The 26,529-nt window shown below is 62.8% G+C and carries 23 protein-coding genes and 1 riboswitch; of the genes, 9 read left to right on the top strand and 14 right to left on the bottom strand.

What is annotated here, in order from left to right:
• Positions 1 to 55: 55 nt before the first annotated feature.
• The gene (locus ABL844_RS04135) at positions 56 to 1,300 is read left to right on the top strand and encodes a hypothetical protein (protein ID WP_418130556.1); all 1,245 of its coding nucleotides are present in this window, start codon (positions 56 to 58) and stop codon (positions 1,298 to 1,300) included.
• 205 nt (positions 1,301 to 1,505) lie between these two features.
• Here the strand turns inward: ABL844_RS04135 and ABL844_RS04130 are convergent, their stop codons facing one another.
• From ABL844_RS04130 to rfbB, 10 genes are all read right to left on the bottom strand, one after another.
• Positions 1,506 to 3,488 (bottom strand): rhamnan synthesis F family protein, encoded by a 1,983-nt coding sequence (locus ABL844_RS04130; protein ID WP_418130555.1) that lies wholly within the window; start codon positions 3,486 to 3,488, stop codon positions 1,506 to 1,508.
• Positions 3,485 to 5,404 (bottom strand): glycosyltransferase family 2 protein, encoded by a 1,920-nt coding sequence (locus tag ABL844_RS04125; protein ID WP_418130554.1) that lies wholly within the window; start codon positions 5,402 to 5,404, stop codon positions 3,485 to 3,487. The genes ABL844_RS04130 and ABL844_RS04125 overlap by 4 nt, the downstream gene beginning before the upstream one ends.
• 75 nt (positions 5,405 to 5,479) lie before the next feature.
• Entirely contained in the window at positions 5,480 to 6,469 is a 990-nt protein-coding gene (locus tag ABL844_RS04120; protein ID WP_418130553.1) for a GHMP kinase, read from the bottom strand.
• Positions 6,459 to 8,375 (bottom strand): HAD-IIIA family hydrolase, encoded by a 1,917-nt coding sequence (locus ABL844_RS04115; RefSeq protein ID WP_418130552.1) that lies wholly within the window; start codon positions 8,373 to 8,375, stop codon positions 6,459 to 6,461. Before ABL844_RS04115 ends, ABL844_RS04120 begins: the two co-directional genes overlap by 11 nt.
• Positions 8,372 to 9,331 (bottom strand): SDR family NAD(P)-dependent oxidoreductase, encoded by a 960-nt coding sequence (locus tag ABL844_RS04110; protein ID WP_418130551.1) that lies wholly within the window; start codon positions 9,329 to 9,331, stop codon positions 8,372 to 8,374. Before ABL844_RS04110 ends, ABL844_RS04115 begins: the two co-directional genes overlap by 4 nt.
• 80 nt (positions 9,332 to 9,411) lie before the next feature.
• Positions 9,412 to 10,041, bottom strand: coding sequence for a D-sedoheptulose-7-phosphate isomerase (locus ABL844_RS04105; protein WP_418130550.1), 630 nt, complete (start codon positions 10,039 to 10,041; stop codon positions 9,412 to 9,414).
• A 105-nt stretch (positions 10,042 to 10,146) separates the two neighbouring features.
• The gene (gene rfbC / locus ABL844_RS04100; RefSeq protein WP_418130549.1) at positions 10,147 to 10,695 is read right to left on the bottom strand and encodes a dTDP-4-dehydrorhamnose 3,5-epimerase; all 549 of its coding nucleotides are present in this window, start codon (positions 10,693 to 10,695) and stop codon (positions 10,147 to 10,149) included.
• Entirely contained in the window at positions 10,692 to 11,588 is an 897-nt protein-coding gene (gene rfbA, locus ABL844_RS04095) for a glucose-1-phosphate thymidylyltransferase RfbA (protein WP_418130548.1), read from the bottom strand. The genes rfbC and rfbA overlap by 4 nt, the downstream gene beginning before the upstream one ends.
• Positions 11,589 to 11,611: 23 nt before the next feature.
• Entirely contained in the window at positions 11,612 to 12,502 is an 891-nt protein-coding gene (gene rfbD / locus ABL844_RS04090) for a dTDP-4-dehydrorhamnose reductase (RefSeq protein WP_418130547.1), read from the bottom strand.
• A complete protein-coding gene (rfbB, locus tag ABL844_RS04085; protein ID WP_184634446.1) occupies positions 12,499 to 13,575 on the bottom strand; it encodes a dTDP-glucose 4,6-dehydratase in 1,077 nt (358 codons plus the stop codon). The genes rfbD and rfbB overlap by 4 nt, the downstream gene beginning before the upstream one ends.
• 252 nt (positions 13,576 to 13,827) lie before the next feature.
• Positions 13,828 to 13,935, top strand: a riboswitch (glycine riboswitch).
• A 90-nt stretch (positions 13,936 to 14,025) separates the two neighbouring features.
• Here rfbB and ABL844_RS04080 point away from each other — a divergent pair.
• Entirely contained in the window at positions 14,026 to 15,333 is a 1,308-nt protein-coding gene (locus ABL844_RS04080; RefSeq protein ID WP_418130546.1) for a D-amino acid dehydrogenase, read from the top strand.
• Between the two features lie 19 nt (positions 15,334 to 15,352).
• Here ABL844_RS04080 and ABL844_RS04075 read toward each other — a convergent pair whose 3' ends face one another.
• The 4 genes from ABL844_RS04075 to ABL844_RS04060 all read right to left on the bottom strand — a co-directional run bounded on the left by ABL844_RS04075 (position 15,353) and on the right by ABL844_RS04060 (position 20,582).
• Positions 15,353 to 16,759, bottom strand: a complete 1,407-nt coding sequence (locus ABL844_RS04075) for an RtcB family protein (protein ID WP_418130545.1) — start codon at positions 16,757 to 16,759, stop codon at positions 15,353 to 15,355.
• A gap of 209 nt (positions 16,760 to 16,968) precedes the next feature.
• Positions 16,969 to 18,249 carry an FIST signal transduction protein gene (locus ABL844_RS04070; RefSeq protein WP_126021577.1) on the bottom strand — a complete coding sequence of 427 codons (1,281 nt, stop codon included), beginning with the start codon at positions 18,247 to 18,249 and terminating at the stop codon, positions 16,969 to 16,971.
• A 45-nt stretch (positions 18,250 to 18,294) separates the two neighbouring features.
• Positions 18,295 to 19,056, bottom strand: coding sequence for a PhaM family polyhydroxyalkanoate granule multifunctional regulatory protein (locus tag ABL844_RS04065; protein ID WP_418130544.1), 762 nt, complete (start codon positions 19,054 to 19,056; stop codon positions 18,295 to 18,297).
• A gap of 80 nt (positions 19,057 to 19,136) precedes the next feature.
• On the bottom strand, positions 19,137 to 20,582 hold the full coding sequence (locus tag ABL844_RS04060; RefSeq protein WP_126021579.1) for a PLP-dependent aminotransferase family protein: 1,446 nt from the start codon (positions 20,580 to 20,582) through the stop codon (positions 19,137 to 19,139).
• Positions 20,583 to 20,704: 122 nt separating this feature from the next.
• Here ABL844_RS04060 and ABL844_RS04055 point away from each other — a divergent pair, with 122 nt between their 5' ends.
• The 7 genes from ABL844_RS04055 to ABL844_RS04025 all read left to right on the top strand — a co-directional run bounded on the left by ABL844_RS04055 (position 20,705) and on the right by ABL844_RS04025 (position 26,528).
• Positions 20,705 to 21,304: a LysE family translocator gene (locus ABL844_RS04055; RefSeq protein WP_184634439.1), complete on the top strand. Its 600-nt coding sequence runs from the start codon at positions 20,705 to 20,707 to the stop codon at positions 21,302 to 21,304.
• Positions 21,301 to 22,266 (top strand): DMT family transporter, encoded by a 966-nt coding sequence (locus ABL844_RS04050; RefSeq protein WP_418130543.1) that lies wholly within the window; start codon positions 21,301 to 21,303, stop codon positions 22,264 to 22,266. Before ABL844_RS04055 ends, ABL844_RS04050 begins: the two co-directional genes overlap by 4 nt.
• A 62-nt stretch (positions 22,267 to 22,328) precedes the next feature.
• Positions 22,329 to 23,531: a PLP-dependent aminotransferase family protein gene (locus tag ABL844_RS04045; RefSeq protein WP_369659726.1), complete on the top strand. Its 1,203-nt coding sequence runs from the start codon at positions 22,329 to 22,331 to the stop codon at positions 23,529 to 23,531.
• Positions 23,532 to 23,570: 39 nt separating this feature from the next.
• Positions 23,571 to 24,212 carry a LysE family translocator gene (locus tag ABL844_RS04040; protein ID WP_418130542.1) on the top strand — a complete coding sequence of 214 codons (642 nt, stop codon included), beginning with the start codon at positions 23,571 to 23,573 and terminating at the stop codon, positions 24,210 to 24,212.
• Between the two features lie 38 nt (positions 24,213 to 24,250).
• Entirely contained in the window at positions 24,251 to 24,892 is a 642-nt protein-coding gene (locus ABL844_RS04035) for a glutathione S-transferase family protein (protein ID WP_126021584.1), read from the top strand.
• Between the two features lie 5 nt (positions 24,893 to 24,897).
• Complete coding sequence (locus ABL844_RS04030) at positions 24,898 to 25,821, top strand: PhzF family phenazine biosynthesis protein (protein WP_206169478.1); 924 nt, start codon at positions 24,898 to 24,900, stop codon at positions 25,819 to 25,821.
• Between the two features lie 14 nt (positions 25,822 to 25,835).
• Complete coding sequence (locus tag ABL844_RS04025; protein WP_418119051.1) at positions 25,836 to 26,528, top strand: VOC family protein; 693 nt, start codon at positions 25,836 to 25,838, stop codon at positions 26,526 to 26,528.
• The last annotated feature ends 1 nt before the right edge of the window (position 26,529 follow it).

Below are 26,529 nucleotides of genomic sequence, written 5' to 3'. Positions count from 1 at the left end.
CCACTGGTTACGGACGTGATTAGGTCACCGAGCCCTGTGGATGCCAGGCGCCGGTGTGTCGTTCCGCGAATTTGCCCACGTAGTCCGGATACCTTTTACCCAAGCGGGTTGTGATAATCAAAGGCATATGCATAACTCAACTCTTCCCCCACCTTTTGATCCGATCTTTTATCGTGGCAACGCCCCAGAACTCGCTCACCTTACTGATCAAGAAGCGCTTCATCACTTTCAAGACGAAGGCATAGCGAAGGGCTACCCTGGAAGCCCAGGGTCTGAGCGAGGGCATCTGCTGTCCTTCGCGCGTAACGAAGCATCGATTCTCGAGATCGGCCCTTTTCACGCTCCCTCTGTCGTCGGAGAAAACGTGCGATACATGGACGTTTTGACCACAGAAGAGTTAATCGAGGCCGTGAAGGAAGCCGGACACCACACATCGAACGTCCCGCAAATCCACTACGTTGCCCCGAGCGGGGGGTTCGACATGGTGGATCGACAGTTTTCTGCAGTATTCAGTGGACACTGCATCGAGCATCAACCAAACCTGATTCGCCACTTTCAGGGCGTCTCCAGCGTGATGAAGGATGGTGGACGCTACTACATCGCGTGCCCTGACAAGCGCTACTGCTTCGATCACTATATCCCAGCAACAGGAATCAGCGACATACTCGTCGCCTATCACGCGCAACATAGGTTTCACCATCCAAGAAGCTTTATCGCGCAAAGGCTGCACGGTGCCCACAACGACGCAGACCGCCATTGGGCAACCGATCACGGGCCACAGCGATATCAGGCCCTCAAGAGCGCAAAGAACGACCTTTTTGAAAAACTACCGAGTGACGATGCCTATCACGATGTCCACGCATGGCAGTTCACTCCCACGTCATTCTTTCGAATCATGACCTTTCTATACGAAGTCGGACTGACAGATTTTGCAGTCGAGCGCGTCTATCACACGCGATTTGGCACTCAGGAATTCACGGCCGTGCTTCGCAAGGGATGGGAATCAAATACTCAAGAGAAAACTTTCATCGAGCAAACTAGCCCACAAGAACGAATTATTGCTCTGCAAAAGGCCAAAGCAGATTCCGCTGAAGAGATCGAGAACTTGAAAAAGGCCCAAACTATGGCCCGGGCTGAGATGGAGCAACTTGCGGACGATAAATCGAAGGCCTATCGCGAAATTGAAGACCTGCATTTCCGCCTGAACAGCCTTCTTGCTTCGCACTCTTGGACAGTTACTCGACCCTTACGACGACTTGCAGACCTTCTTCGTGGCTCAAGCGCACGAACTCGCGTCTAGACTAGACATCATGATCGCGCGTATTGGCAGAAGAAAGGCCTGTCGCCGGTACCGTGGACTGCACACCTGAGTGTGCCGAAACACCTGCGACGGTCGCAATCTATGGTAACAAACCATGAACGAGCAATTCAGCCATACCGACTCCCCCACAATCTCCACATGGTCGATGCAAGCAGCTCATGCGGCTACTGCCCGCGGTGTTAGCTCATCGCCGCTGAAAGACAACGAGGAAGCAATCGCCTTCCTTTTCTTGGTAGCTGTGCGCCGGGCGATAGTAAACGCTGGAATTGCCATTACCGCGAGCGAAGTCTAGCGGCAGAAACGCCTCGGAATCCAGCACATCGAAGCCATATTTCGATGCCCGCTCTTGCCACCAAGGCAGCGGCTCTAAGGTTTGATGCAAGGGGGTACCATCTTCCGTGAAGCCACCATCCACCTGAGAGATTGAACAGGCGAAGATGCTTCCCGGATGCGTATGACGCTCAAGATTCGCAAACATGCCCTCTACTCCTTCGGCCGTTAGATGCTCGAGCACCTCCCAGGCCGAAACCACATCGAACTTAAATGCTCCGGCATCGCCGCGGCCAAGCTCAAAAGGGCGAGTCACATCGCACGTGAAGAGAGAATCGCGAAGAAGTCGCCATTCGGCACGTTGTTGCAGCCTAGAGATGTCGCTTCCCTCAAGGCCAACGCCAATATGGCCCCGGAGGACTGCATCGAGCACCATCCCCCCTGCTGAGCAACCGATGTCCAAGAACGATAACTGCTTGCCAGAACCAAAGAAATCCTCGCACGCGCGGATAAAACGCGGATGCCGTGTGTGATCGAGAACGGTTCCGACAGGATGAATGTGATCCGGGCTATCGTAGGCTACGGGATAGTCCGTAACGCACTTAAAACCCTTCATGCTCTCGAGATCGATGCTCGACATCAGCGCAATCAAGATATCCCGTTGCACCCAATCCAGATGGCCGTGCAACTCCGCGACGGAGGTCTGGATATCACTCAGGCGCATCGTCGAACTCTGAGAGAGCGTCGCCGTTTGAGCTTGGAGTGCAGAAAGTTGCGCAGCAGTGTCGCGCACCCCTCGAGCCAAGCCTGATACCTGCGCGCGAAGATCGACAACGAAGGTGGGTACGCCATCAACCAAGCTCCTCAGGGTACCGACATCATCATCAATCTTGACGGCCTTCTCCGCGAGATGGCCGACCCTATGCTCCACGCCCTCTAGCTTGTGCTCGATGCCTGCCAGCTTGTCGACCACCCTCAACTTGAATGGCTGGTAGAGCGGTCGCAGTATCCGCTTGATCACAGAACGAATTGACAGTGGCGGTGCAGACGGCGATCTCTCTTGCGAGTGAAATTGCACCGCGCTCTTCACAATCGCTTCCGACTGCTTCTGGACGGCGCCCTCTCCGCGCTCGTCCGCCGGCGCTCGCACCTCCGCCGGAAGGGCAATCCAGTCGAGCGGATACCCTCGTTCCTCCAGCAGCGCCCGTGTCGACGCCAGGTCTTCATTAGCAAAGTCACGGACTCCAAATACCTTTCGCTTCAGAAATGGCGAGCCTTTCTGAAGAAGCGTGTTCTGATAAGTTGAAATATCTTCTCCGAACGGGACGTCGAGAGTAGACCTGTCAACTAGTGGTGCAAAGGAGAATCCATTTTCGGCCAGCAACCTGCTGAGGCCTATCTCATATTTTTCACATATCTTTTTCTTTGATTCTTCAATCGCAATGGATTCGATAAAGTCTCGAAAAACCACACTCTCGATAACACGTTTATTGAGCGTCAAGAAGTAACTCTGCAGATGCCGAGCACCCCCATAATTCTCTGTAATTCCCCACGCATCTAGGCCTACAGAATCCATGCGATCAAATATTTCCGCCAAATCCCGAACCGGACCATAATTACTGTCATTCGCCAAAATTACAGCATCATATTTCTCTATCTCCTGCCAGCCAAGCCGAAAAATCAACTTCTGCCATGACCCGAAGTCATATTTTTGATGCGTCTGCGCCCATCGCCCGTGAGTGATGGCGTCCAGCTTTGCGAGCTCATTCTCTTCAACTTGATTTGCGGCCTGATAATAGACATCAGAAAATCTAGCGAGCTCACGAAGGTAGTGAACCACATAATCATCAATCTGATTAGAAGGACTGTACCCCGCAAAAAGACACAAACGCTTCATTCAACATCCTTTTTATCTTCTTTCCAAACTGGAAAAACACCAAACACTCGGTATGTATGATGTCGATGATCTGTAGTTTTGCTCATCAGGGGCAATTTTCCAAATACATAAAGCGTGGTGCAAATGCTTTCACCAGGGACCGTTTGCAAATTGAGCAACGGCCAGCGACCGTTGAGAAAATACCCTCGCAACTCACCGATGCGGCGCCGCTGAAAGGTATCACCAAATGTGCCTCGCAGCGCGGCTCGCGGATCCGAATTTTTTACTTCACCTGAATCGACATCTGCGGCATTTTCGGATGCGTTATTTGCATCCGATGCAGCGCCCGTGCCGTATTTTTTGTGGAGCTGTTCGGCACTCATTGTGCCATTCCAGTTGCTACTCCCCTGATCAAGGCTGCGATAATAAATTTCTTCACTCGTGAGTTTAGAAAGATCTCGATACCACGGCAAATGCCTCGCCTCATAGGGGTAACCCATTCGAAAGGCCGAAAAGAAATCGGATGTACGCCATTCTTTTCGAGGTCGATACACTGCAAATGTCGTATCCACCGGTGCGTCATAGATTGTCAAAGAGCCGTGAGCCTTTGACTTCTCATAAAATCGCCCCTCCCATTCAAGAACATTTTCCTTCAACTCATAATGATCAGGCAAATCATCAAGCTTGAGAGAGAATCCGATTTTATTTTTCTCTGGATAACTCAGCAAGACGTCAAAGAATGCGTATAGAAAATCAAACGGACATTCCTCGACGGGCAAAACGTCTGGATCTGTCAATATGAAGTAACTAGAATCGACAAGCTTCTTGAATTTCAAGGAGTCAAACAACACTGTGTGCTTGTAATTTACCCCCATGTAATGCACCTTGTGCGGAGAGGCGCGCAGATACTCAACAAGCTGCGGATACGATGAGGCATTGTCGATTACATGGATATTTTTAAATCCCGCCCTTTCAAAATACGCAATACTCCTCTGCAAATAAGTCAAATGATTGAATGAGATGATGAAAACTGGAATCTCTGCGATGACGTCTTTGCACAAACGAATGAAGTCATCTTTGGCTAACGGCTTGATCCGATGAAACACAGAGGCCAGTTCAAGGGGCGAGCAAAGATCAGGGTATTTGATGGACGCCATCAACTTCGCCAGCATATCGAGCCTGGCGACCTCATTGGCGGACTTGCCCCCCAACATTGCCGTGACCTGTTCAATATCGGCAGGAGACAGGTCTCCCACCAGATAGCCGATCATTCGAAGTTTGACACCGATATCCAGTCGGTGCATTTCGTCCATATGAGCAATTGACACACTTTCAGTGTGCCGACGATAGCGAAGCAAGATTTCTTGGACGTTTCCAAGCTTCATGACGCGAATGGCACGCGTCCATAAATCATAGTCCTCGCTAAATCGCATTGACTCGTCATAGAAAAGATTGTTTTCAATGAAAAGTTGGCGCCTCAGCATTGCTGTGGGATGACCGATATAGCACCCCATAAGCATATCGGTGTAGCGGACATTCTCCATGTGATGGTGAATGGCGTCACCATCCATGAACTGCTGGAACTTGGTACCACAAACGCCCACATCGAGATGCTCGTCGAGGAACGCCACCTGCTTACCAAGCCTTGTCGCTTCCGCAATGTCATCCGCATCCATTCGCGCGATGAACTCGCCTCGAGCTTGGCGATAAGCGAAATTTAGCGCCGCCGCAAGCCCCTTGCCCGGCCCCTTTAACACTGCAATACGGGGATCCGCATAGCTGCGGATGATGTCTAAAGTACCATCTGTCGAGTTGTCATCAACAATCAACACTTCAAAATTCGTAAAGGTCTGCGCCAGAATACTCTCCAGCGCCTCTCTCAGATATTTCTCGGAATTTCGCGTTGGAATGACGACTGATACGCGGGGCGGATGCATGGGCAATTTTATTTTCTAATTCAAGGTAATGGTTTCACGCAGGTGGATGCAAGCGAGAAGCAGGTAGTACTTGGACTATAGGTCGGTCGGGTTATAGAAGATTACCCGGCTTCCCAAAGGCTCAAATCCAAAATGTATTCGACGCAAACCAAGTGCAGCCTCAATAGCATCATGACGTTCGGGGGACGCATAAAACATCAAAAAACCACCTGCGCCAGCGCCCAGCAGTTTACCGCCGAGCGCGCCATTCGCTTTGGCCTTCGCATACCAGTCGTCAATGGCGGCACTGGTAATACCTGAAGCTAATTGCTTTTTTAGCCGCCAGTTCTCATCGAGAATTTCGCCCATCGAGTCCAAATGGCCACCCTGCAGCTCATTGCGTAGCTCATAAACCAATTCGACCATGCGATTCAGCATTTTCTGCTTGCCTGCACTGTCGGCCACATTGGACGATTGTTCTCTCAAAATGCCAGAAGCACTGCGCGCAATGCCGGTGTAAAAAACAAGAATACTGCTTTCGATAGCGTCTCGGATCTTTCGCTGCAACACGAGCGGCGTCACCAAAACGCTGTCGTCTGGATTAAATTCGATGAGACTCAGTCCACCATACGCCGACGCATACTGATCCTGTTTTCCTATCGGCTCACCGCATCGGTCTATTTCAATCTCACAACTCAATCGCCCCAAGTGCTCCGCCGAGACGTGCCGACCTAAATAGGCTGAAAGGACGTTTATCAAACCGACAGTAAAGGCGCTGGACGACCCTAAGCCGGTACCGTGCGATGGAATATCGGCGGTACTGGTGACTTCAATCCCTCCTTGAATCCCCAGCATTTGAAGCGTCGCACGAACTAGGCGGTGTTCGATCTTCTCGACATGGTCGACTTCTTCAGTCTTGGAATACGCAAGCCTGATTCCTCCATCAAATTTCTTGTTGACGCTTACATAGACATATTTGTCCACGGCGGTCGAAAGCACCGCCCCGCCGTGCTGCCGGTAAAAGCTGGGCAGATCGCTTCCGCCTCCAACAAAGCTCATCCGCAATGGTGTCCGGCTAATGATCATGGGGTGTCAGTTTGAAAATGGAATCGAAATCAAGAATGCCGTCAGCCGTAGTCCGTGCAGCGGTCACCAATGGCGCCTCGTCTTGCTGTCGCTGCTCGTAGGTTTGCGCCGCTCCTTGTTCATCAGCTAGACGACGTCCGATAAGGTCGGCCTCGATGCGAACGCGTCGTGGTGCCTCGGCCGCTTCTATATGGAGGCGCCAGATCCGCCGCTCGCCACGCCAATTAGCGAGCAGCGCGGGAACCCCCTCCAGAATCAGAACAGCTTTTTGCGCCAGCACCGTGCGCTCGGGCATGCCCCGAGCTCGAAGCGTTCGATCGTAGGACGGCATGTCAGCATCAAGTGCACCGCCGGAGAGCCAGTCCTTGAGATCTCTTTGCGCATCTTCCAGGGCATAGCGCCCCAGCACGCCTGCCGTTCGTTCGGCAGCAGGCCGCAACCAGCGATCGAGCGATAGCACTTGAGCATCCAGTTTGCGAGCCACTAGCTCGGACTTCAGCACACTAGCAATGGTCGATTTCCCAGTACGCGCCAAGCCGCCGACCAGCACTAGATCGCCAGGCTGAACTTTCAGTAGCCACTCATTGACGGCAGCAACAAGCAGCGAATATGTATGAACGATGAAATGTGCGGCTGCGCCGATGTGTGCAAAACGAAAGTCCGGCACGGCTGCGAATTTGTTATCGCGTCCTGCTTCTCCGGTTTCCACCAGAACCGAACGCAGCCCGGCTCGCCGGGCCGCCAGCATGTCGGCGGAGCTGTCACCGATCATCCAGGAGTCGGCGGCTTGGATGTTCATGGCGGTCATCGCCTCGTGCATCATGCCGGGCTGAGGCTTGCGACAATTGCAAGCTATTTTTAGCGTCGGCACTTCGCCGGCAAAACCAGCATCGGGGTGGTGCGGACAGAAGTAGATCGCATCGACATAGGCGCCGGCATCGCCCAGCCGGCTTTCCAGCCGATTGTGTATACGCTGCAAATCGCCGAAGCTGGCTTCCCCGCGCGCGAGCACCGGCTGATTCGTCACCACGACAACACGATACTCCGCATTGTTGAGCGCACGCACAGCTTCGGCGGCATGAGGCAGAAGCGCGAAATCCTCAGGCCGACGGACATAGTCACGAAGCACATTGAGTGTCCCGTCCCGGTCCAAAAACACCGCTTTCTGCTGATGCTGCCGGCTAGCCCGTTTGACAACGCCTGAACGGAGGTGCTTTTCCACCTTGTCAAGGCGCTTGGGCGTGCCCAGGTCCTTGATGTACTCGAAGCTGACATAGCCCGAGACGTGCGCTCCGGCGCGCACCATGGCCGGAAAGAGATCTTTGGCGAAGTCACATGGCGCAGGAAAGTCGCGCCAAGCCAGAAGCGCCTTCTTTTCAATAATGTAGAAGGCGGCATTGACGAGGTTGCGCAACTCGGCGCCCTCCGGATGCGGGTAACCATGAAACGCCTGCACCCGGCCGGATGCGTCGATCTCCACGAGGTCCGAATCCGCCGGATGATCATTCGGATGCAGCAGGAGGGTGGCATCCGCACCTGATGCTTCGTGTGCGGCCAGCATGTGCCCGATATCGATGTCGAACAGCGTGTCGCCATAGACGACGATGAATTGATCGTCCAGCTCGTCCAGGCATGCTAAAAGGGCGCCCGCCGTTCCGCGCGGCTCGCCATCATCGAAAAGACGCACCCGACTGGGAAACTGTCGCTGCTCGAAGAAGGCCTGAATCTGGTCTGCCGCGTGGTTGACCAGAACAGCGACGTCATCGATCCCGTGATACGCAAGCGTGCGGACCTGAAGCTCCAGCAATGGTGTGCCATTGACATCCACGAGAGGCTTGGGCCGCCCATTCAGGCGCTCTGCCAGCCGGGTGCCCTTGCCGCCCGCAAGAATGACCGCTTGTGTCACTCCGCCAGCTCCTCGCGCGCGATCTCGTCGACCGCGCGCACCATGGCTTGCGTGGAGTCAAGCCGAGGGCTCCAGCCACTGGCGGCCAGACGCTGTGTCGAATAGCGGAAGCGCGGCACATCGCCCACCCAACCGCGGTTGCCCTCGCCAAAGATGATGTCGGCTCTCGGAGAGACTCTGTCGCGCACCGTCTTCGCAATCATGCGCACCGTGACCCCATCGTCCTTTGGCCCGATGTTGAACACGTTGTAGCGCCCCTCGATCCGGCTTATGTGCAGCATTGCGTCGATCAGGTCGTCGACGTGCAGATAAGCCTTCTGCTGGGTACCGTCCCCGAGAACCTGCAGTTGGCCAGGGGTAGCCTTCAGCTTGCGGATGAAATCGAAGATCACACCATGAGTCGCCGGCACACCGATGACGTTCGGAAATCGGAAGATGTCTGCGCGCGGGAGGAAAGCTTCAACCGCTGCCCGGATCTGCGCTTCAGATGCCAGCTTCATGGCTCCGTAATTGGAGATCGGCTGCAACGGGCCGATGTCCTCATGAATTTCACGCTCGCCGAGATCGCCGTAGATGGCCGAACTCGATGCGAAGTGCATTTCCGGAATTTCATGCCGGCGCATCGCTTCGAGCACGGCAAAAGTGGTCTGAAACGTGCGATCGCGGTCAATGCGTGGATCGGCCACCCCTGCCGGGATATCCGAATTGGCGGCCAGATGCCAGACATGAGCAACAGGCGCACCGGCCTCTTCGATCGCCGCGGACAAGGCATCCAGATCGGAACAGTCCACTTGCCGAAAGCTGAAACAAGTATGGTTGTCGAATTCCGCCACTAACTCACGCCGTCCACGTGACAGATCATCCAGAGCCAAAACAGCGCCACCTTCTCCAAGCAGACGGCGTGTCAGGTTGACAGCGACAAAACCAGCGCCACCGGTGATCAGGTGCAATTTCATTGGAATCTCAAAATAGAAAGGCCTTTGAAGACAGCAGACCTTGAGCTAGAAGTTGCCTGCCCAGGTCGGCATGTCAGATGCTAGAACTTGAGCGTTCCCAGCAGGGAGGGATCTGTCAGATGGCTCTGGCGAAGGTATTGCGCAAGGATGTGCATCAGCGACTGATGCACATCCTCAATGACACCGTAATTCTCCGCATCAACGTGAAGACTGACATCGGCGAGACGAGCAGAATCGCCACCAGAAAATCCTGTCATGGCAATCGTTGCCATCTTCATCTCGCGCGCTGTGTTGAGAGCCTTGACGATGTTGGGCGAAGCCCCGGATGAACTGATTGCGATGAGGACGTCTCCCTCGGAGGCCATCGACGTCAGCTGGAACGAGAACATCTCATCGGGGCCAATATCGTTGACGATCGCGGTAATCAGTTCGACAGCGGACGAGAGGCTATTCACCTTTGGCTTCAACCAGCTATTGCTGCGAACACCTTTCATGCAGTCGCAGACTAGGTGATTGGAGATGGCTGCCGACCCTCCATTCCCGCATGAAAAGATCATCCGTCCCTGGGCAGCGCGTTCTGCAAGAAGACGCCCGGCGGCCGCAAGCGCGCCACGATCCACGGTCTTGGCTGCAGCCGCGATTCTTTCGAAATACGCGTCTGCGTACAGTCCAGCATCTTTTATCTGGTGTTCTGGAAAGAATGAAGGCATAAAAATCCGGGTACAAGTTATGAAAATATTGAGTAGCAGGCAGATCCGAAGGCCTTGACTACCCCTTTGGCCGCAGCGGAAAAACCAATCCGCGACGCGCGTCTTCTATTCGAAAAATTCCGCCTGCTTCATCGGCAACCCGGCGCTATCCTTGGCCGAAAGAGCAGGGACCTGTCCAATATTCGGCCACTCGATATCAAGAGAGGTGTCGCTCCACAAGATGCATCGCTCATGCGCAGGCGCGTAGTAGTCGGTAGTCTTATACAGAAAGTCAGCCGTGTCGCTCACGACCATGAATCCGTGCGCGAACCCTGCGGGCACCCACAATTGCCGGTGATTGCTTTCCGTCAATTCGACACCGACCCATTGCCCGAAGGTGGGAGAGGATCGACGGATATCCACGGCCACATCGAACACCGCACCACGAACCACTCGCACCAGCTTGCCCTGGGGCTGTTGGATCTGATAGTGCAACCCCCGCAAGACGCCCTTGCCGGAGCGCGAATGATTGTCCTGCACGAAATCGACGTGATAACCCACGGCCTCATCGAAGGCTCGCTGGTTGAAGCTCTCCATGAAAAATCCCCGCTCATCACCGAACACCTTCGGCTCGAGGATCAGAACGTTGGGAATGGCCGTTGGCGTAACCTTCATCGCACCGCCCCTTCCTTGAGCATTCGTTGCAGATACTGGCCATAGCCGTTCTTGCGCAGCGGTTCCGCCAGCTTTTCGACCTGGGCAGCATCGATCCAGCCGGCTCGCCACGCGATCTCTTCCGGGCACGCGATCTTCAAACCCTGCCGATGCTCCAGCGTGGCGATGAACTGCCCCGCTTCGAGCAGACTCTCGTGCGTGCCGGTGTCGAGCCAGGCGTAGCCACGCTGCATGATCTGCACGCTGAGCGCGTTCCTGTGAAGGTACGTTTCATTCACAGCCGTAATCTCCAGCTCTCCGCGCGCGCTTGGCTTCACGGCTTTGGCGATATCGACGACCTGGTTGTCGTAGAAGTACAAGCCGGTGACGGCGTAGCTGCTCTTGGGCTCCGCCGGTTTCTCCTCAATGCTGCTGGCCTTGCCTTGCGCATCGAAAGCGACAACCCCATAGCGCTCCGGGTCATGCACATGGTAGGCAAAGACCGTGGCACCTTCGGCCTTGTTGTCCGCGTTATGCAGCAGTGTGGCCAGATCGTGACCATAGAAGATGTTGTCACCCAACACGAGCGCACTAGGCGAGTCACCCAGGAAAGTTTCGCCGATGATGAACGCCTGCGCCAAACCGTCGGGACTCGGCTGCACCGCATACTGCAGATTGATGCCCCACTGGCTGCCATCCCCCAGCAGTTGCTGGAAGCGCGGCGTGTCCTGCGGGGTGCTGATGATCAGGATGTCTCGCATGCCACCCAGCATGAGCGTGCTGAGCGGGTAATAGATCATCGGCTTGTCGTACACGGGCAAGAGTTGCTTGCTCATCGCCAGCGTGGCCGGATGCAGGCGCGTGCCCGAACCGCCGGCCAGGATGATGCCCTTGCGTTGCGTCGTCTTGGTCATGCTCTTTCTTCTCGTGGGATTCTTCAAAGGATCTCGCGCAGCATGCGCGCGACGCCTTCCTGCCATGGGGGCAGGCGCAGGCCGAACGTGGTCTGCAGCTTGCTGGTGTCGAGGCGCGAGTTGTGCGGGCGCTTCGCGGGCGTCGGGAATGCGCTGGTCGGCACGGCCTCGACGGCGTCGGGCCCGGCCTTGAGTTCGACGCCGGCCTGCTGCGCCATTTCGAGCACGAAACGCGCGTAGCCGTACCACGTCGTTTCGCCGCCGGCGATCGCGTGATAGAGGCCGACCTTGGAGGGATCCTGCAGCGTCGCGCGGATGGCGTGCGCCGTGACGTCGGCCAATAGCTCCGCGCCGGTGGGCGCACCGAACTGGTCGTCGATGACAGTCAGCTTCTCGCGCTCCTTCGCCAAGCGCAGCATGGTCTTGGCGAAGTTGCCGCCGCGCGCGGCGTACACCCAGCTGGTGCGGAAGATCAGGTGCCTGGCGCAGTGCCGGGCCACCAGTTGTTCGCCTTCGAGCTTGGTGCTGCCGTAGACGCTGAGCGGGCCGGTCGCATCGCCTTCCTTCCACGGCGTGGTGCCGCTGCCGTCGAAGACGTAGTCGGTCGAGTAGTGCACCATCAGCGCGCCGATATTCTGGGCCGCCTCGGCCACGACGCCGGGCGACGTGGCGTTGAGCCTGCGCACTAACTCAGGTTCGCTCTCGGCCTTGTCGACGGCGGTGTGTGCCGCTGCATTGACGATCACGTCGGGGCGCACCTTGAGCACCGTGTCGGCGAGTTCCTCGGGCCGGCTGAAGTCGGCGTGGAAATCGGTGCTGTCGAAGTCGAGCGCGACCAGTTCACCGAGCGGCGCCAGGCTGCGCTGCAATTCCCAGCCGACCTGTCCGCCCTTGCCCAGCAGCAGCAGCTTCATGCCGCGGCCTTCGCGTTGTTGTCGTACTGCTTCTCGACCCATTCGCGGTACGCGCCGCTTTGCACGTTGCGCACCCATTCGCTGTTCGCGAGATACCACTCGACGGTCTTGCGGATGCCGGTGTCGAAGGTTTCGGCGGGCTTCCAGCCGAGTTCGCGCTCGAGCTTGCGCGCGTCGATGGCGTAGCGGCGGTCGTGACCGGGACGGTCGGTGACGTAGGTGATCTGTTCCTTGTACGGCTTGCCGTCGGCGCGGGGGCGCAGTTCGTCGAGCAGGGCGCACACGGTGTTGACGATCTCGATGTTCGGCTTCTCGTTCCAGCCGCCCACGTTGTAGGTCTCGCCGAGCTTGCCGGCTTCGAGCACGCGGCGGATGGCGCTGCAGTGGTCCTTCACGTAGAGCCAGTCGCGCACCTGCATGCCGTCGCCGTACACGGGCAGGTTCTTGCCGGCCAGCGCGTTGACGATCATCAGCGGGATCAGCTTCTCGGGGAAATGGAACGGGCCGTAGTTGTTCGAGCAGTTGGTGGTGAGCACCGGCAGGCCGTACGTGTGGTGCCAGGCGCGCACGAGGTGGTCGCTGGCGGCCTTGCTGGCCGAATAGGGGCTGTTGGGCTCGTACTTGTTTTCTTCGGTGAAGGCTGGGTCGGTCTTGGAGAGCGAGCCGTAGACCTCGTCGGTTGAGACGTGCAGGAAGCGGAAGGCCGACTTCTGCTCGGCCGGCAGCGCGCCCCAGAAACCGCGCACCGATTCGAGCAGCCGGAAGGTGCCGAGCACGTTGGTCTGCACGAAGTCCTCGGGGCCGTGGATCGAGCGGTCCACGTGCGACTCGGCGGCGAAGTTGACCACGGCGCGGGGCTTGTGCTCGGCGAGCAGGCGGTCGATCAGGGCGCTGTCGCCGATGTCGCCCTGCACGAAGATGTGCTTGGGGTTGCCTTTGAGAGACGCGAGGGTCTCGAGGTTGCCGGCGTAGGTCAGCTTGTCGAGATTAACGACGGGCTCGTCGCTGTTCGCGATCCAGTCGAGTACGAAGTTGGCGCCAATGAAGCCGGCACCGCCGGTAACCAAGATCATGGGGTCCCCTGAGTGTTGAAGGTGATCGCCTGACGCGATCGACGTTAACTAGGGATTATCCCATCGGGTCAAAACGCTGAAACAAAGGGCATGGTCACGCTTTCGTGCATCGTGTTTACAATTGCACCCGATTGCAGGAGAGTGGGTCACTCGTCAGGGTGCCCTTACCGAAGGCGCAAACTCCCATAAACGCTCAGGTCAGCCCAGCGGAATCCTGAAGATTTCTGCAAGGGCTCAGTACTGCATCACATCGAAACGCCGTCTGGAGAGTCGTCACCATGCGTGGCGCACCGAAGGAGCAAATTCGTTGCAAGGGCGCAACGGATGAATCTCTCAGGTACCGAGGACAGGGGGAGCGGCAACTTGGACGGCGGGCGTCCAGTTGCTTACTATTTAATGAAATAGTACACACCCCCGCCATTCAAGCGCTGCGACCTCAAGGTACTTGAAATGCGCGTGATCGTCCTCGGCGCCGGCCTGCTCGGCGTGACTTCGGCTTACTACCTTCAGCAACTCGGCCACGAAGTGACCGTGATCGACCGGCAGGCCACCCCGGCCGCCGAAACCAGCTTCGCCAACGGCGGGCAGATCTCCGTCAGCCACGCCGAGCCCTGGGCCAATCCCAGCGCGCCGCTGAAGGTGCTGCAATGGCTGGGCAAGGAAGACGCCCCGCTGCTCTTCCGCATGCGCGCCGACATGCGCCAGTGGCTCTGGGGCCTGCAGTTCCTGCGCGAATGCACGCCGGCGCGCACCCGCCACAACATCGAACAGATCGTTCGTCTGGGCACATACAGCCGTTCGATGTTGCAACAGTTGCGCCGCGACACCGGCCTCAACTACGACCAGCGCACCCAGGGCATCCTGCACTTCTATACGACGCAGAAGGAGTTCGACGGTGCTCTCGAGCCCGCCGAGCAGATGCGCACCCTGGGCTGCGAGCGCCGCGTCATTTCCGCCGACGAGGCCGTGAAGATCGAGCCTGCCCTCGCCCACATCCGCCCCAAGCTTGCCGGCGCCACCTACACGGCCGAGGACGAGTCCGGCGACGCCAACCGCTTCGCGCGCGAACTCGTGGGGCTGGCCGCCGCCGCGGGCGTGAAGTTCCTGATGAGCCACACCGTCACCGCGCTGCGCGAGGCCGGCGGCAGCATCGACCACGTCGAGGCCACCGACAGCGAAGGCCGCTTCCAGCGCATCCGCGGCGACGCCTTCGTGCTGGCGATGGGTTCGCTGAGCCCGCTGTACGCAGCGCCGCTGGGCATCCGGCTGCCGATCTACCCTGCGAAGGGCTACTCGGTGACGCTGCCCGTCAAGGACGCCTCCAAGGCCCACCAGGTCTCGCTGACCGACGACGAATTCAAGCTCGTGTTCTCGCGCTACACCTCGGCCTCGGGCGACCGCCTGCGCATCGCCGGCACCGCCGAGCTCAACGGCTACGACCGCGACCTGAACCGCGTGCGCTGCGAAGCCATTGTGCGCCGCGTCGAGGAGCTCTTCCCTGGCGCCGGCGACACCACCCAGGCCCAGTTCTGGACCGGCCTGCGCCCAGCCACGCCGAGCAACGTGCCGCTGATCGGCAAGACGAAGCTGCCGAACCTGTTCCTCAACACCGGCCACGGCACCCTGGGCTGGACGCACGCCTGCGGCTCGGGCAAGTCGATCGCGCGGATCGTGAGCGGGCTGGAGCCGGAGGTGGATTTCGCGTTCACGGGGATGCCTGCGCCCAAGCTGCGCGTTCCGCAGCCCGCCCTGGGCTGACGAGCCGGCAGGCCCCGGATCACGCCTTGAAGGTGATCCAGGGCCTGAGCCGCACCGCGCATCGAATCAGCCCGGCGCGCTCCTGTGCGTCGATCACCTCGCCGATCGGCTTGTAGGCCTGCGGAGCCTCCTCGATCCGGCGCTCCTCGCGCAAGGTCACGCATTGCCAGCTGGCCTGGGGGTCGGCGGGCGCTGGCCGCATCGCGCGCACCTGTTGCCGGCGCATCCGTCGGCCGGCACCGTGGCTGCACGACCAGAGCCAGTCCTCGTGCCCGAGCCCGGAAGCCAGATAAGAGTAGTCGCCCATCGAGCCCGGAATGAGCGCCAAGTCGCCCGCGTTCGCCGGCGTCGCTCCCTTGCGGTGGATGTTCATGCCGTGTTCCCGCAGCACGGCGTTGTGCGGCACGTCCACCACCAGCTTCGACGACGCGGCGCCGAGCAGTTCGGCGAAATCCTTCCGCACCAGCTCGGCCAGCACGACCCGGTTGGCCCACGCGTAGCGCGCCGCCACGCCCATGGCCTCCAGGTATTCGTCGGCCAGCGGCCCCGCCAGGCCATAGAGACCGCTCTTCGGATGGCGCAGGCCCTTGGGCCATTCGTCGCGGGCACGGTCCATCCAGCGGCCACCCACATGGAACCCGATGTCGCGCGAGCCGCTGTGGATCATCACGACCACATCTCCCGTCTTCAGGCCCGCACGGTAGGCCTCGTGGCGGTCCAGGACATGGTCGACCACCTGCAGCTCCACGAAATGGTTGCCGCTGCCCGGTGTGCCGAGGCAGGGGTCGCGGAACACCTCGTGGCGGCCGCCGGTGTAGGCCTCGGGTGCGTGCCGCGCACTGCCGCCGAAGCTTGCGAGGCCGATGCAGGCATCGAGCTCGGCCTGCATCCGGTCGCGGTCGCACGACGACCACAGCCCGCCGCTGCGCACCGCCTCCAGGAAGGCCGAGGGGCCCACGTCGAACAGCGCCCTGAACGCCGCCGTGTGCACCGGCACGTCGCGGCCGTTGTCGAGCAGGCTGCGCGTGAGCCGCTCGACCAGCCGCGTCTTGTGCGGAGCCACCTGGTCGAGCGTGAGCCCGGTGGTCAGCAGCCGCATGCCGCAGTTGATGTCTGTGCCCACCGCCGCCGGAATGACGAAGTCGGAATCGGTCGCGACGACGCTGCCGACGGGCGCGACGGAGCCCGGGTGGAAGTCGGGCGTCGCGCAGGCCTTGCACACTCCCTTCCCACCGTTGGGCGAGCGCACGCTGGCGAATGCCAGCAACTGGTTCACCGCCTTCTCTTCCAGCGGGAGGCTGGGCGGCAGGAGCACCGTGGCCTGCGAGGCCTCATGGTGCAGGTGATAGACGCCGTCGCGGTAGTCGACGGCAATGCCGGCGCGCGAGAAGGCACGCTGGAGTCTCGAGAAACGAGGATCGCTCATGGCTGCTGTTCCATTCGGGAAACCATGTCGGTTTCCTGCCTCGTCGCACTTTGCGTGGCGAGGCGAAAAAGATCGGCCGCGCTCGCGGGAGACGCGATGCGCAGCTGGCTCTTTCTTGCAGCAGCAGAGATTCAAGAAAGCGGGCGGATTCTAGCGACGCATCCTCCCGCCGAAAACTCGCCCGTCGCTTTTTCGCGTCGGGCGCCGGGTCAGTCGGGCGCAGTGAACACCGTCAACACCCCCGTATACCCATACAGATGGTGCCGCGCGATCTCGCCCGCGGCGAAGAAGCCCACCAGCGGCACATCGCCCAGCGCGTGGCGCACGATCTGCAGCTCCGCCCCCGGCGCGCCGAAGTGCGGGCCGCCGCGGCCGGAGCAGCTCACGTAGACGGCCCCCGCGATGCGCCGCGCCGGATGCGGCGCGGCTTCGGCCTCGCCCGCCGCCACGGCGCGCGCGGTGGCGAGCGTCTGCTCTTCAGGTTCCAGTTCCTCGCGGATTTCCGCGCAGATGCGCATCAGGTCGGCGCGCGCGGCCTGGGCGTTGCGTCGGCAGAAGGTCAGGCGCATACCGGCCTCCGCGGTATCGGCGATGGCGATGCCGCGCCGCGTGGGGTCGAGTCCGATGATGTGGCGCACCAGAACGTCGGCGCCCAGGTCGCCGGTGCGTCGGATGCCGTCGCTTCCGGCGTCGGCCAGGCCGACCAGCGTGTTGCGCACCGCGTCGATGGCCTCCTGCGGGCGTTCGAGCGACACCTGCAGGTCAGCCAGCAGCACGTCCAGCGCCGGCTCGCCGTCGAGCTTCAGAAGCAGGTTGCCGTCGGCCTCGGTGATCTCTCGTTCGCGTACCGCGCCCGAGCGCAGCGGCTGGCAGCCCTGGGTGACGCGCGACACCAGCCGCACGCCTTCGCCGAACACCACGCCCGAGAGCCCGCCCGAGAACACGCCGCCCGCGGCCCCATGCCCACGGATGTTGCCGTTGCCGCCAATGGCGAACTGCAGCGCGCCGCCGCGCCCCGAAGAAAGGCCACCGAACAGGTAGCCCGTGTCGGTGCGCCCGGCCATTTCCCCGATCAGCTCGGCCAGGTCGGGCGTGGCGGGGTCGGCGTGCACCAGCGCCGTGTGCGCCTCGAAGCCGCTCATTTCCGAGTTGCCCAGCGGCGCGACGCCGGAGAACACGCGGTACTGGTCGCTCGGCAGGGCGCAGAGCATCAGGGTCATGCCGGGTTCGTCGAAGTACTCGGCGTTGTTGGCCGACACGCCGATGCCGACCGTGCCGGACCAGTCGGTCACCTCGGGCAGTTCGGCGCTCAGGTGATCGAGGATGTCCTGCGCGTCGTTCGCGTAGTGGTCGGTGATGTAGAGCAGCCCGAGCGTGGGCGCGGAGGCGTAGTCGGGCAGCGCCATCTGCGCCCGCAGCTGGGCGAGCACGAGGCCCGCCGCCATTCGCCATTGCGGATGGGTGGCATGGCCGGAAGGAAACAATTTCATGATGCGTGCCAACCCGTTCTGAAATAGATGGATGTGTGCAGGACGTCAGCGTCGCGCGGAGGTTCGCTTGCGCGCGGCGGTCGATGCCTTCTTCTTCGCGGCCGGAGCCACAGCCTTCTTTGCTGCAGGGGCGGGCTTGCGGGCCGCCGCCGGCTTGCCGCCGATGACCGAGCCGACCGCATCGGCCAGCGGCTGGGCCATGGCCGGCACCTTCAGCTGGGCCGCATCCTGCAGCGCCGTGCTGGCGATCTGCTGGAACTGCTCGGTGAGCGAGCCCCACCACTGCATCGGGTCGACCACGCCCGCGCCGTCGGCCGCCGCAGCTTTCGCCTTGGAGGCGGCCGGCTTGCGGCTCGGCTTCTTCGGCGCCGGGGCTTCTTCGACTTCCTCCTCGGGCGCCTCTTCGTCCTCGATTTCCTCCGGCTCGGGCTCCGGCGCGGCCTTGCCGGGAGCGGGCGTTACGGCAGCCGCGGCGGCGGTCGCCTGCCGGGTGAAGGCGCTGGCGATGTCTTCCATGCGCACATTCATGCCGCGCAAGGTCGACAGCGTCATCTTCTGCACTTCCAGCGCCTGGATGGTGGCCTTCAGCGCGTGGCCGTTCTGCTCCAGCCAGTACTGCACCGTCTTGAGCTCCTGAATGCGCTTGTCGACCTCCTCCACGCTCAGCGTGGGCGCCACCCAGCTCGCCAGGCTCGGGATGCCCGGCACCGAACCGCTGCCCGAGGCCGCGCCGCCGGCGAGGTTTTTCAGGAAATCGAATCCGGGAACGAACTGGCTGAAGTCGAAGGGCTTGCTGGCGTTGCTCATGCGGGAGGTCTCCTGGGGTGCCGGGTATGGGTTTTCTTGTGCTGCCAGCTTACTCCAAGCCTCCGGGCTTTTAGCGTCCGTCAGAGCTCGCTTCTCACCTTGCTGAAGACTTTCCAGAAGGCCGCGTCCTGCGAGGTCGCGAAGTTGATCCGCATCATGGTGCTGGGCGGCCGGCGCGCATGGAAGAGCGAGCCCGGCGCCAGCAGGTAGCCCTGGTCGAGCATGCGCTGCGTGAGCGCGTCGGTGTCCACGCCGGTGTCGACCCAGCCGAAGAGCCCTGCGGGCTCCGAGGCGAAGGTGCAGCCGTGCGCCATCGCCAGCTTCACCGCCCTCCCCCGCGCCCCGTCGAGCCGGATGCGCACGCGCTCGGAGTGCCGGCGCAGCTGCCCCTGGTCGATGCACCACGACAAGGCCCGCTCGAAGAGCGTCGGCGAGGTCAGCGTGGCCAGCAGCTTGGTCTCGAGCAGCCGCTCCTTCAGCTCGGGCGGCGCGGCCAGGAAGCCGATGCGCCAGTTGGGCGCCAGGATCTTCGCGAAGCCGCTGACGTAGATGGTGCGCTGCAGCCCGTCGAGCGCGCTCAGACGGGTGGCGTGCTCGGGCGCGAGGTGGCTGTAGGTGTCGTCCTCGACGATGTGGAAGCCGTGCTCGTTGGCCAGCTTGAGCACGCGGTGCGCGCTGCCCGGCGTGAGGCTGTAGCCGGTGGGGTTGTGCAGCACGCTCACGCTGACGAAGAGCTTGGGGCTGTGCAGCTTGCAGTACTGCGCCATCACTTCCAGGTCGGGCCCGTCGGCGCGGCGCGGCACCGGCAGGATGCGCATGCCCAGCGCCTCCAGCCGCGCGAACTCCAGCGCCCAGCCGGGCTCCTCGACCATCACCGGGTCGCCCGGGCGCAGCAGGGTGCGGCTCACGATGTCCAGCGCGTGGGTGGCGCCGACGGTGGTCACGATCTGGTCGGGCGAGGCCGGCACGTTGATGCCCACCAGCTTCTGCGAGAGGCTGCGCCGCAGGCTCATGTCGCCGGCGGGCTCGCCGTACTGGAGCGACAGCTCCTGCAGCGCGGCTGTATTGGTCATGCGCCGCACGGCCGTGGGCATGAAGGTGGAGGCCATCCAGTCGGGCGGAAACACGCCCATGCCCGGCTGCGGCTTGTCGCTCGGGCGGTGGAACATGCTGCGGATCAGCGAGCTGGCGTCGGCCGGCACGCGCGAGGCCATCATCTGCACTGCGATTGCAGCGGGCACGCCCATCGCGCCGTTGGCGTCCGCGCCGTTCGCCGATCGGGCGTCCTGCGCGGGAGCGGAATCGCGCACGTAGAAGCCGCGCTGTCGCCTGGCCTCTACCAACCCCTGCGCCAGCAGCTGGTCGTAGGCCGCGACCACGGTGTAGGGGCTCACGCCCTGCTGCCGCGCGCACTCGCGCACCGAGGGCAGCCGCGCGCCCGGCGGCAGCAGCCGCGTGCGGATGCGCTCGGCCAGGCGGTCGGCGAGCTGCCCCGTCAGCGACTGTGTGGAGGTGCGTGTGAGCATGCGTCGTCCGGGCTGTGCCGGTTTCCCTGGCTTCTGTGTCGAAGGGATGACCAATACAGATTGCCTGATTGTTCGATCATCTGTACTGGAACTGTAATGGTCGCAAGTTTAGAGTGTGTGTCATGAACTGGCAAGAATTCACCGCGCTGCTGGTGCTGGCCACGGCGATGAGCTTCTCGCCCGGCCCCAACACCACGCTTTCCACCGCCCTGGCGGCCAACGGCGGCCTGCCGCGCGCCATGCGCTTCGTGGTCGCGGTGCCGGTCGGCTGGACCCTGCTGCTGGCGCTGTGCGCCGCCGGCATCGGTGCGCTGGTGGTGGCAATGCCCTCGCTGCGGCTGGCCATCAAGGCGCTGGGCATCGGCTACCTGCTGTGGCTGGCTTGGAAGCTCAGCGGCAGCGCCACGCTCGGCAAGGCCGATGGCAAGAGCCTCTCGGTGGGCTTCGGCCAGGGTGTGATGCTGCAGTTCGTGAACATCAAGGCCTGGCTGCTGGCGCTCACGCTGGTTGCGGGCTGGATCGCCGGGCAGCCCGACGCGCTGCACCGCTTCGCGATCGTGGCGCCAGTGATGCTGGCCTATGCCTTCGTCAGCAACTTCGCGTATGCGCTGGTCGGCGCCATGCTGCGCGACTGGCTGGCCAAGGGCTCGCGCCTGCTGTGGTTCAACCGTGCAATGGGCCTGGTACTGGTGCTCACCGCCTGGTGGATGGTGGGCGTATGAGGAGCATCAAGGACGAGACGCTCGGCATGTGGCTGGGCGTGCTGGGCGTTGCGATGTTCGCCGTCACGCTGCCGATGACGCGCCTGGCCACCGGCCCGCAGGAGGCGCCGCAGCTCTCGCCGTGGTTCGTCACCCTCGGGCGCGCGGCGCTGGCGGGCGTGCTGTCGGCCGTCTTCCTGCTGGTGACGCGCTCGCCGCGCCCGGCCCCGCATCAGTGGAAGCCTCTGGGCATGGCGGTGCTGGGTAACGCCATCGGGTTCCCGCTGCTTCTGGCTTATGCGCTGCGCGTGGTCACGGCCAGCCATGCGGCGGTGGTGACGGCGCTGCTGCCGCTGGTCACGGCCGCCGTCGCGGCCTGGGTACTGCATCAGCGCGCTCGGCTGGGCTTCTGGCTCTGCGCCATCGCGGGCAGCCTGCTGGTGGTGGTGTTCTCGGTGCTGCGCGCCAGCCAGGGCGGACACGGCTTCGGCTTCGAATGGGCCGACCTTCTGCTGGTGGGCGCGGTCATCGCGGCCTCGCTGGGCTACATCTACGGCGCGCAGGTCACACCCTCGCTGGGCGCCGAGCGCGTGATCTGCTGGGTGTGCGTGATGGCGCTGCCCGTCACCCTGCCGGCCACGCTGATGCTGTGGCCCACGCAGCCGGTCGCCACCGCCTCCTGGCTGGGCTTCGTCTACGTCGGCACTTTCTCGATGTGGATCGGCTTCTTCGCCTGGTACCGCGGCCTGGCCCTTGGCGGCGCGCTGCGCGTGAGCCAGACGCAGCTGCTGCAGCCTTTCCTGTCGATCCTCGCGTCGATCCCGATCCTGGGCGAGCCGCTGGACGTGGTCACGCTGGCCTTCGCGGTCGCCGTGGTTGCCACGGTGGTCATCGGCAAGCGGCTGTCGCAGCCGGCGGCGCCTGCCCCGGCGCCCACACGCGGCCTGGACGACAAGCGGGCCCATGTCGTGTACCGTGACTGATCCGCGCCGTTGCGCCCTCCCGAACATCCGAATCTCACCTCACCGCCTGAAAGAAGAAAGCCATGAACTGGAAACTCGCCGCCCGCGCCGCCAAGATGAATCCCTCGGTGCTGCGTGAAATCCTCAAGGTCACCGAGCGCCCCGGCATCATCAGCCTGGCCGGCGGCCTGCCCTCGCCCAAGACCTTCCCGATCCAGGCCTTTGCCGACGCCTGCGCCGAGGTGCTGCACAACGACGGCCAGGCCGCGCTGCAGTACGCCGCGAGCGAAGGCTACGCGCCGCTGCGCCAGGCGGTGGCCGACATGCTGCCGTGGGACGTCGATGCCTCGCAGGTGCTCATCACCACCGGCTCGCAGCAGGGCCTCGACCTCGTGGCCAAAGTGCTGATCGATCCGGGCAGCAAGGTGCTGGTGGAAACGCCCACCTACCTCGGCGCGCTGCAGGCCTTCGGCCCGATGGAGCCGCACCCCGTGGGCGTGGCCAGCGACGACGACGGCGTGATCGTCGACGACCTCGTGGCCAAGGCCAAGGACGCGCGCTTCATCTACCTGCTGCCCAACTTCCAGAACCCCACCGGCCGCACCATGACGGAAGAGCGCCGCGCCGCCGTCTCGGCCGCAGCTGCCGCCGCCGGCCTGCCCATCGTGGAAGACAACCCCTACGGCGAACTCTGGTTCGACGAAGCCCCGCCGCTGCCGCTGGCCGCGCGCAACCCCGAGGGCGTGATCTACCTGGGCTCGTTCTCGAAGGTGCTGGCACCCGGCCTGCGCCTGGGCTTCCTGGTGGCGCCCAAGTCCATCTACCCGAAGCTGCTGCAAGCCAAGCAGGCCGTCGACCTGCACACACCCATCTTCACGCAGCGCATGGTCTCGGCGGTGATGAAGGACAAGTTCCTCGACACCCACGTGCCCACCATCCGCGCGCTCTACAAGCGCCAGCGCGACGCGATGATGGCCGCGCTCACGCGCGAGATGGCCGGCCTGGACGTGAAGTTCAACGCGCCCAAGGGCGGCATGTTCCTGTGGGCGCGCCTGCCCGAGGGCGTGGACACCGTGAAGCTGCTGCCCAAGGCGGTGGAGCGCAACGTGGCCTTCGTGCCCGGCGCGCCCTTCTACGCCGGCGAAGGCGATCCGCGCACGCTGCGCCTGTCGTTCGTGACGGCCAGCGTGGAGGAGATCGACACCGCCATCGCCGCGCTCGCGCAGACGCTGCGCGAGGAACTGGTGCTGCTGGGCGACAGGAAGCTGGCCGCCACGCCGGCCTGAGGCCGGCCGCGCCAGCACCCGAGCCCGAAGGAGCACGCGTTGATCGGCCTCGCGACACTTTCGCTCTTCATGCTCGCGGTGCTGGCGCTGTTCCTGTCGCCGGGCCCGAACATGGCCTTCGTGCTTTCGCACGGCGTGGCCCACGGCCTGCGCGGCGGCTTCGCCGCGGCGCTGGGCATCTCGGCGGCCGACCTGGTGCACACGCTCTCGGCGGCCACCGGCGTCACCGCGCTGGTGGCGGCATGGCCGCCTTCGTTCGACCTGCTGCGCTACGCGGGCGCGCTCTACCTGGTGTGGCTCGCGGTGCAGGCGCTGAGCAACGGCGGCATCGGGCTTCGCATGGGCGCCCGGGCCAGGCCCGCCGGCTTCGGCCGCATCGTGCGCATGGCGCTGCTGAACAACCTCGTCAATCCGAAGGCGCTGCTGTTCTTCATGGTGTTCCTGCCGCAGTTCGTCGACCCGGCGCGCGGCAGCGTGACGCTGCAGCTGCTGCAGCTCGGCGTGCTGCTGTCGGCGGCCGCGCTGGCCTTCAACACGCTGCTGGGCGCGTGCAGCGGCCAGATCGGACGCTGGCTGCAAAAGCGCCCCGGCGCGGCGCGCATCCAGAACAGCCTGCTGGCGGCCGTGATGCTGGGGCTGGCGGTGCGGCTGCTTTTTCTCGATCGTCCTTCGCCGCGCTGACCGGCGGGCAAAGCAACGACAACCAGGAAAGAAAAGACATGCTCAACATCTGGGGCCGCATCAGCTCGATCAATGTCCGCAAGGTGGTGTGGTGCGCGCAGGAGCTCGGGCTCGACTTCCAGCGCACCGAGGCCGGCGGCAGGTTCGGCGTGGTGCAGACGCCCGAGTACCTCGCGCTCAATCCGAACGCGATGGTGCCCACCATCGACGACGGCGAGGGCGCCGAGCGCGTGACGCTGTGGGAATCGAACGTGATCGTGCGCTACCTCTGCGCGAAGCACTCGCACGGCAACCTCTATCCGGCCGAGCTGCCCGCGCGCTTCGACGCCGAGCGCTGGATGGACTGGCAGCAGACCACGCTCAACCGCGCGAGCCGCGACGCCTTCGTCCAGTGGGTGCGCACGCCGCCCTCGGAGCGCCAGCCGGCGCTCATCGAGGCCTCGGTGCGCGCGAGCGAAGCGCTCTTCGCGATGCTCGACGCGCACCTCGCTCGCCAGCCCTACATGGCCGGCCAGCGCTTCACCATGGCCGACATCCCGGTGGGCTGCGAGGCGCACCGCTGGTTCGGCCTGCCCGCCGCCGAATACCGCCGGCCGAGCTGGCCGAACGTGGAGCGCTGGTACTCCGAACTGCTTTCCCGCCCGGGCACGCGCGGCGTGCTCGATTTATCCCTCGAATGAACCCGATGAAATCCCGCCCCTTCAAGCAAGTCGACGTCTTCACCGCCACCGCCTACTACGGCAACCCGCTCGCGGTGGTGATCGACGGCCAGGACCTCGACGACACCGCCATGCAGCGCTTCGCGCAGTGGACGAACCTGTCCGAAACCACCTTCCTGCTGCCGCCCACCGACCCGGCGGCCGATTACCGCGTGCGCATCTTCACCCCCGGCGGCGAGCTGCCGTTCGCCGGCCATCCGACCATCGGCAGCTGCCATGCGTGGCTGGAGGCCGGTGGCAAGCCCAAGGCTGCGGGCATGGTGGTGCAACAGTGCGGCGCGGGCCTGGTGCCGCTGCGCCGCGACGGCAGCCGCCTGGCCTTCGCCGCCCCGCCGCTCAGGCGCAGCGCGCCCAGCCCCGCGCTGCTGGCCAAGGTGGCGGGCGCGCTGGGCCTGAAGGCGCAGCAGGTGGTGGCGGCGCAGGTGCTGGACAACGGCCCCGTCTGGTTCGGCCTGCTGGTCAACGACGCCGACGCGGTGCTGGCGCTGCAGCCAGACCACCGCGCGCTGAAGGAGCTGGGCGTGAAGGCCGGCGTGGCGGGCGTGCCCGCGGCGCACGACACCTCGCTGCTCATCGGCCGCTCCAACCGCGAGGCGCGTGCCTTCGGCAACCGGCCCGCGGTGCCGAACGCGGACGGCGCGAAGATCGACCTCGAGGTGCGCGCCTTCGCCGAGCCCATCGGCGTGCAGGAAGACCCGGTCACCGGCAGCCTCAACGCGAGCCTGGCCGAATGGCTGATCGCCGACGGCCACATGCCCGAGCGCTACCTTGCCGCCCAAGGCCAGTGCTTGGGGCGCGCGGGCCGCGTCCACATCGAGCGCGACGCCGAAGGCCGGATCTGGGTCGGCGGCGACGCCGTGACCTGCGTGGACGGCAGCGTCTCGCTCTGAACGGGCCGCCCGCCATGCACGCGCAACTCGACCACCTGGTGATCGCCGCAGCCTCGCTCGCCGAGGGCGTGGCGTGGTGCGAGGCCACGCTCGGCGTCACGCCGGCGCCCGGCGGCTCGCATCCGCTGATGGGCACGCACAACCGGCTGCTGAACGTCTCGGGCGATGCCTTTCCGGCGGCATATGCGGAGATCATCGCGATCGAGCCCGGCAAGCATCCCTCGCGGCCCAGGACGCGCCGCTGGTTCGACATGGACGATGCCACGCTGCAGGCGAGCATCGCGCGGCATGGCCCGCGGCTGATCCACTTCGTCGCGCGCGTGCCCGACGCGCATGCGGCGACACGCGCGCTGGCGCGCGAGGAGCACGCGCACATCGACCGCGGCCAGCTTCTCGAAGCCTCGCGCGATACGCCCGCCGGCCGGCTCGAATGGCAGATCACCGTGCGCGACGACGGCCAGCGGCTGTTCTACGGCGCGCTGCCCACGCTGATCCAGTGGGGCGCCGTGCATCCCACCGACGCCATGCCGGCGTCGGGCCTCGTGCTGCGCTCGCTGCGCGCCACGCATCCGCGCGCCCCCGCGCTGGCCGCGGCGCTCGCGGCCATCGGCATGACGGGCATCGACATCGATGCCGGCGCGCCCAACCTGGTTGCCGTGCTCGACACGCCGCGCGGCAGCGTCACCCTCGAATCACAAGGACTCTGAC

It is taken from the genome of Variovorax sp. 278MFTsu5.1, assembly GCF_048305045.1.
GTDB lineage: Bacteria > Pseudomonadota > Gammaproteobacteria > Burkholderiales > Burkholderiaceae_C > Variovorax > Variovorax guangxiensis.
This window is presented reverse-complemented; position numbering and strand designations above follow the sequence as displayed.

What these genes read in the sequence shown, in the direction of transcription:
- ABL844_RS04130 (WP_418130555.1), bottom strand. Translation starts at nt 3,488, where the DNA reads ATGAAGCGTTTGTGTCTTTTTGCGGGGTACAGTCCTTCTAATCAGATT.
- ABL844_RS04125 (WP_418130554.1), bottom strand. Translation starts at nt 5,404, where the DNA reads ATGCATCCGCCCCGCGTATCAGTCGTCATTCCAACGCGAAATTCCGAG.
- ABL844_RS04120 (WP_418130553.1), bottom strand. Translation starts at nt 6,469, where the DNA reads ATGATCATTAGCCGGACACCATTGCGGATGAGCTTTGTTGGAGGCGGA.
- ABL844_RS04110 (WP_418130551.1), bottom strand. Translation starts at nt 9,331, where the DNA reads ATGAAATTGCACCTGATCACCGGTGGCGCTGGTTTTGTCGCTGTCAAC.
- ABL844_RS04105 (WP_418130550.1), bottom strand. Translation starts at nt 10,041, where the DNA reads ATGCCTTCATTCTTTCCAGAACACCAGATAAAAGATGCTGGACTGTAC.
- rfbC (WP_418130549.1), bottom strand. Translation starts at nt 10,695, where the DNA reads ATGAAGGTTACGCCAACGGCCATTCCCAACGTTCTGATCCTCGAGCCG.
- rfbA (WP_418130548.1), bottom strand. Translation starts at nt 11,588, where the DNA reads ATGACCAAGACGACGCAACGCAAGGGCATCATCCTGGCCGGCGGTTCG.
- rfbD (WP_418130547.1), bottom strand. Translation starts at nt 12,502, where the DNA reads ATGAAGCTGCTGCTGCTGGGCAAGGGCGGACAGGTCGGCTGGGAATTG.
- rfbB (WP_184634446.1), bottom strand. Translation starts at nt 13,575, where the DNA reads ATGATCTTGGTTACCGGCGGTGCCGGCTTCATTGGCGCCAACTTCGTA.
- ABL844_RS04080 (WP_418130546.1), top strand. Translation starts at nt 14,026, where the DNA reads ATGCGCGTGATCGTCCTCGGCGCCGGCCTGCTCGGCGTGACTTCGGCT.
- ABL844_RS04075 (WP_418130545.1), bottom strand. Translation starts at nt 16,759, where the DNA reads ATGAGCGATCCTCGTTTCTCGAGACTCCAGCGTGCCTTCTCGCGCGCC.
- ABL844_RS04070 (WP_126021577.1), bottom strand. Translation starts at nt 18,249, where the DNA reads ATGAAATTGTTTCCTTCCGGCCATGCCACCCATCCGCAATGGCGAATG.
- ABL844_RS04065 (WP_418130544.1), bottom strand. Translation starts at nt 19,056, where the DNA reads ATGAGCAACGCCAGCAAGCCCTTCGACTTCAGCCAGTTCGTTCCCGGA.
- ABL844_RS04060 (WP_126021579.1), bottom strand. Translation starts at nt 20,582, where the DNA reads ATGCTCACACGCACCTCCACACAGTCGCTGACGGGGCAGCTCGCCGAC.
- ABL844_RS04055 (WP_184634439.1), top strand. Translation starts at nt 20,705, where the DNA reads ATGAACTGGCAAGAATTCACCGCGCTGCTGGTGCTGGCCACGGCGATG.
- ABL844_RS04050 (WP_418130543.1), top strand. Translation starts at nt 21,301, where the DNA reads ATGAGGAGCATCAAGGACGAGACGCTCGGCATGTGGCTGGGCGTGCTG.
- ABL844_RS04045 (WP_369659726.1), top strand. Translation starts at nt 22,329, where the DNA reads ATGAACTGGAAACTCGCCGCCCGCGCCGCCAAGATGAATCCCTCGGTG.
- ABL844_RS04035 (WP_126021584.1), top strand. Translation starts at nt 24,251, where the DNA reads ATGCTCAACATCTGGGGCCGCATCAGCTCGATCAATGTCCGCAAGGTG.
- ABL844_RS04030 (WP_206169478.1), top strand. Translation starts at nt 24,898, where the DNA reads ATGAAATCCCGCCCCTTCAAGCAAGTCGACGTCTTCACCGCCACCGCC.
- ABL844_RS04025 (WP_418119051.1), top strand. Translation starts at nt 25,836, where the DNA reads ATGCACGCGCAACTCGACCACCTGGTGATCGCCGCAGCCTCGCTCGCC.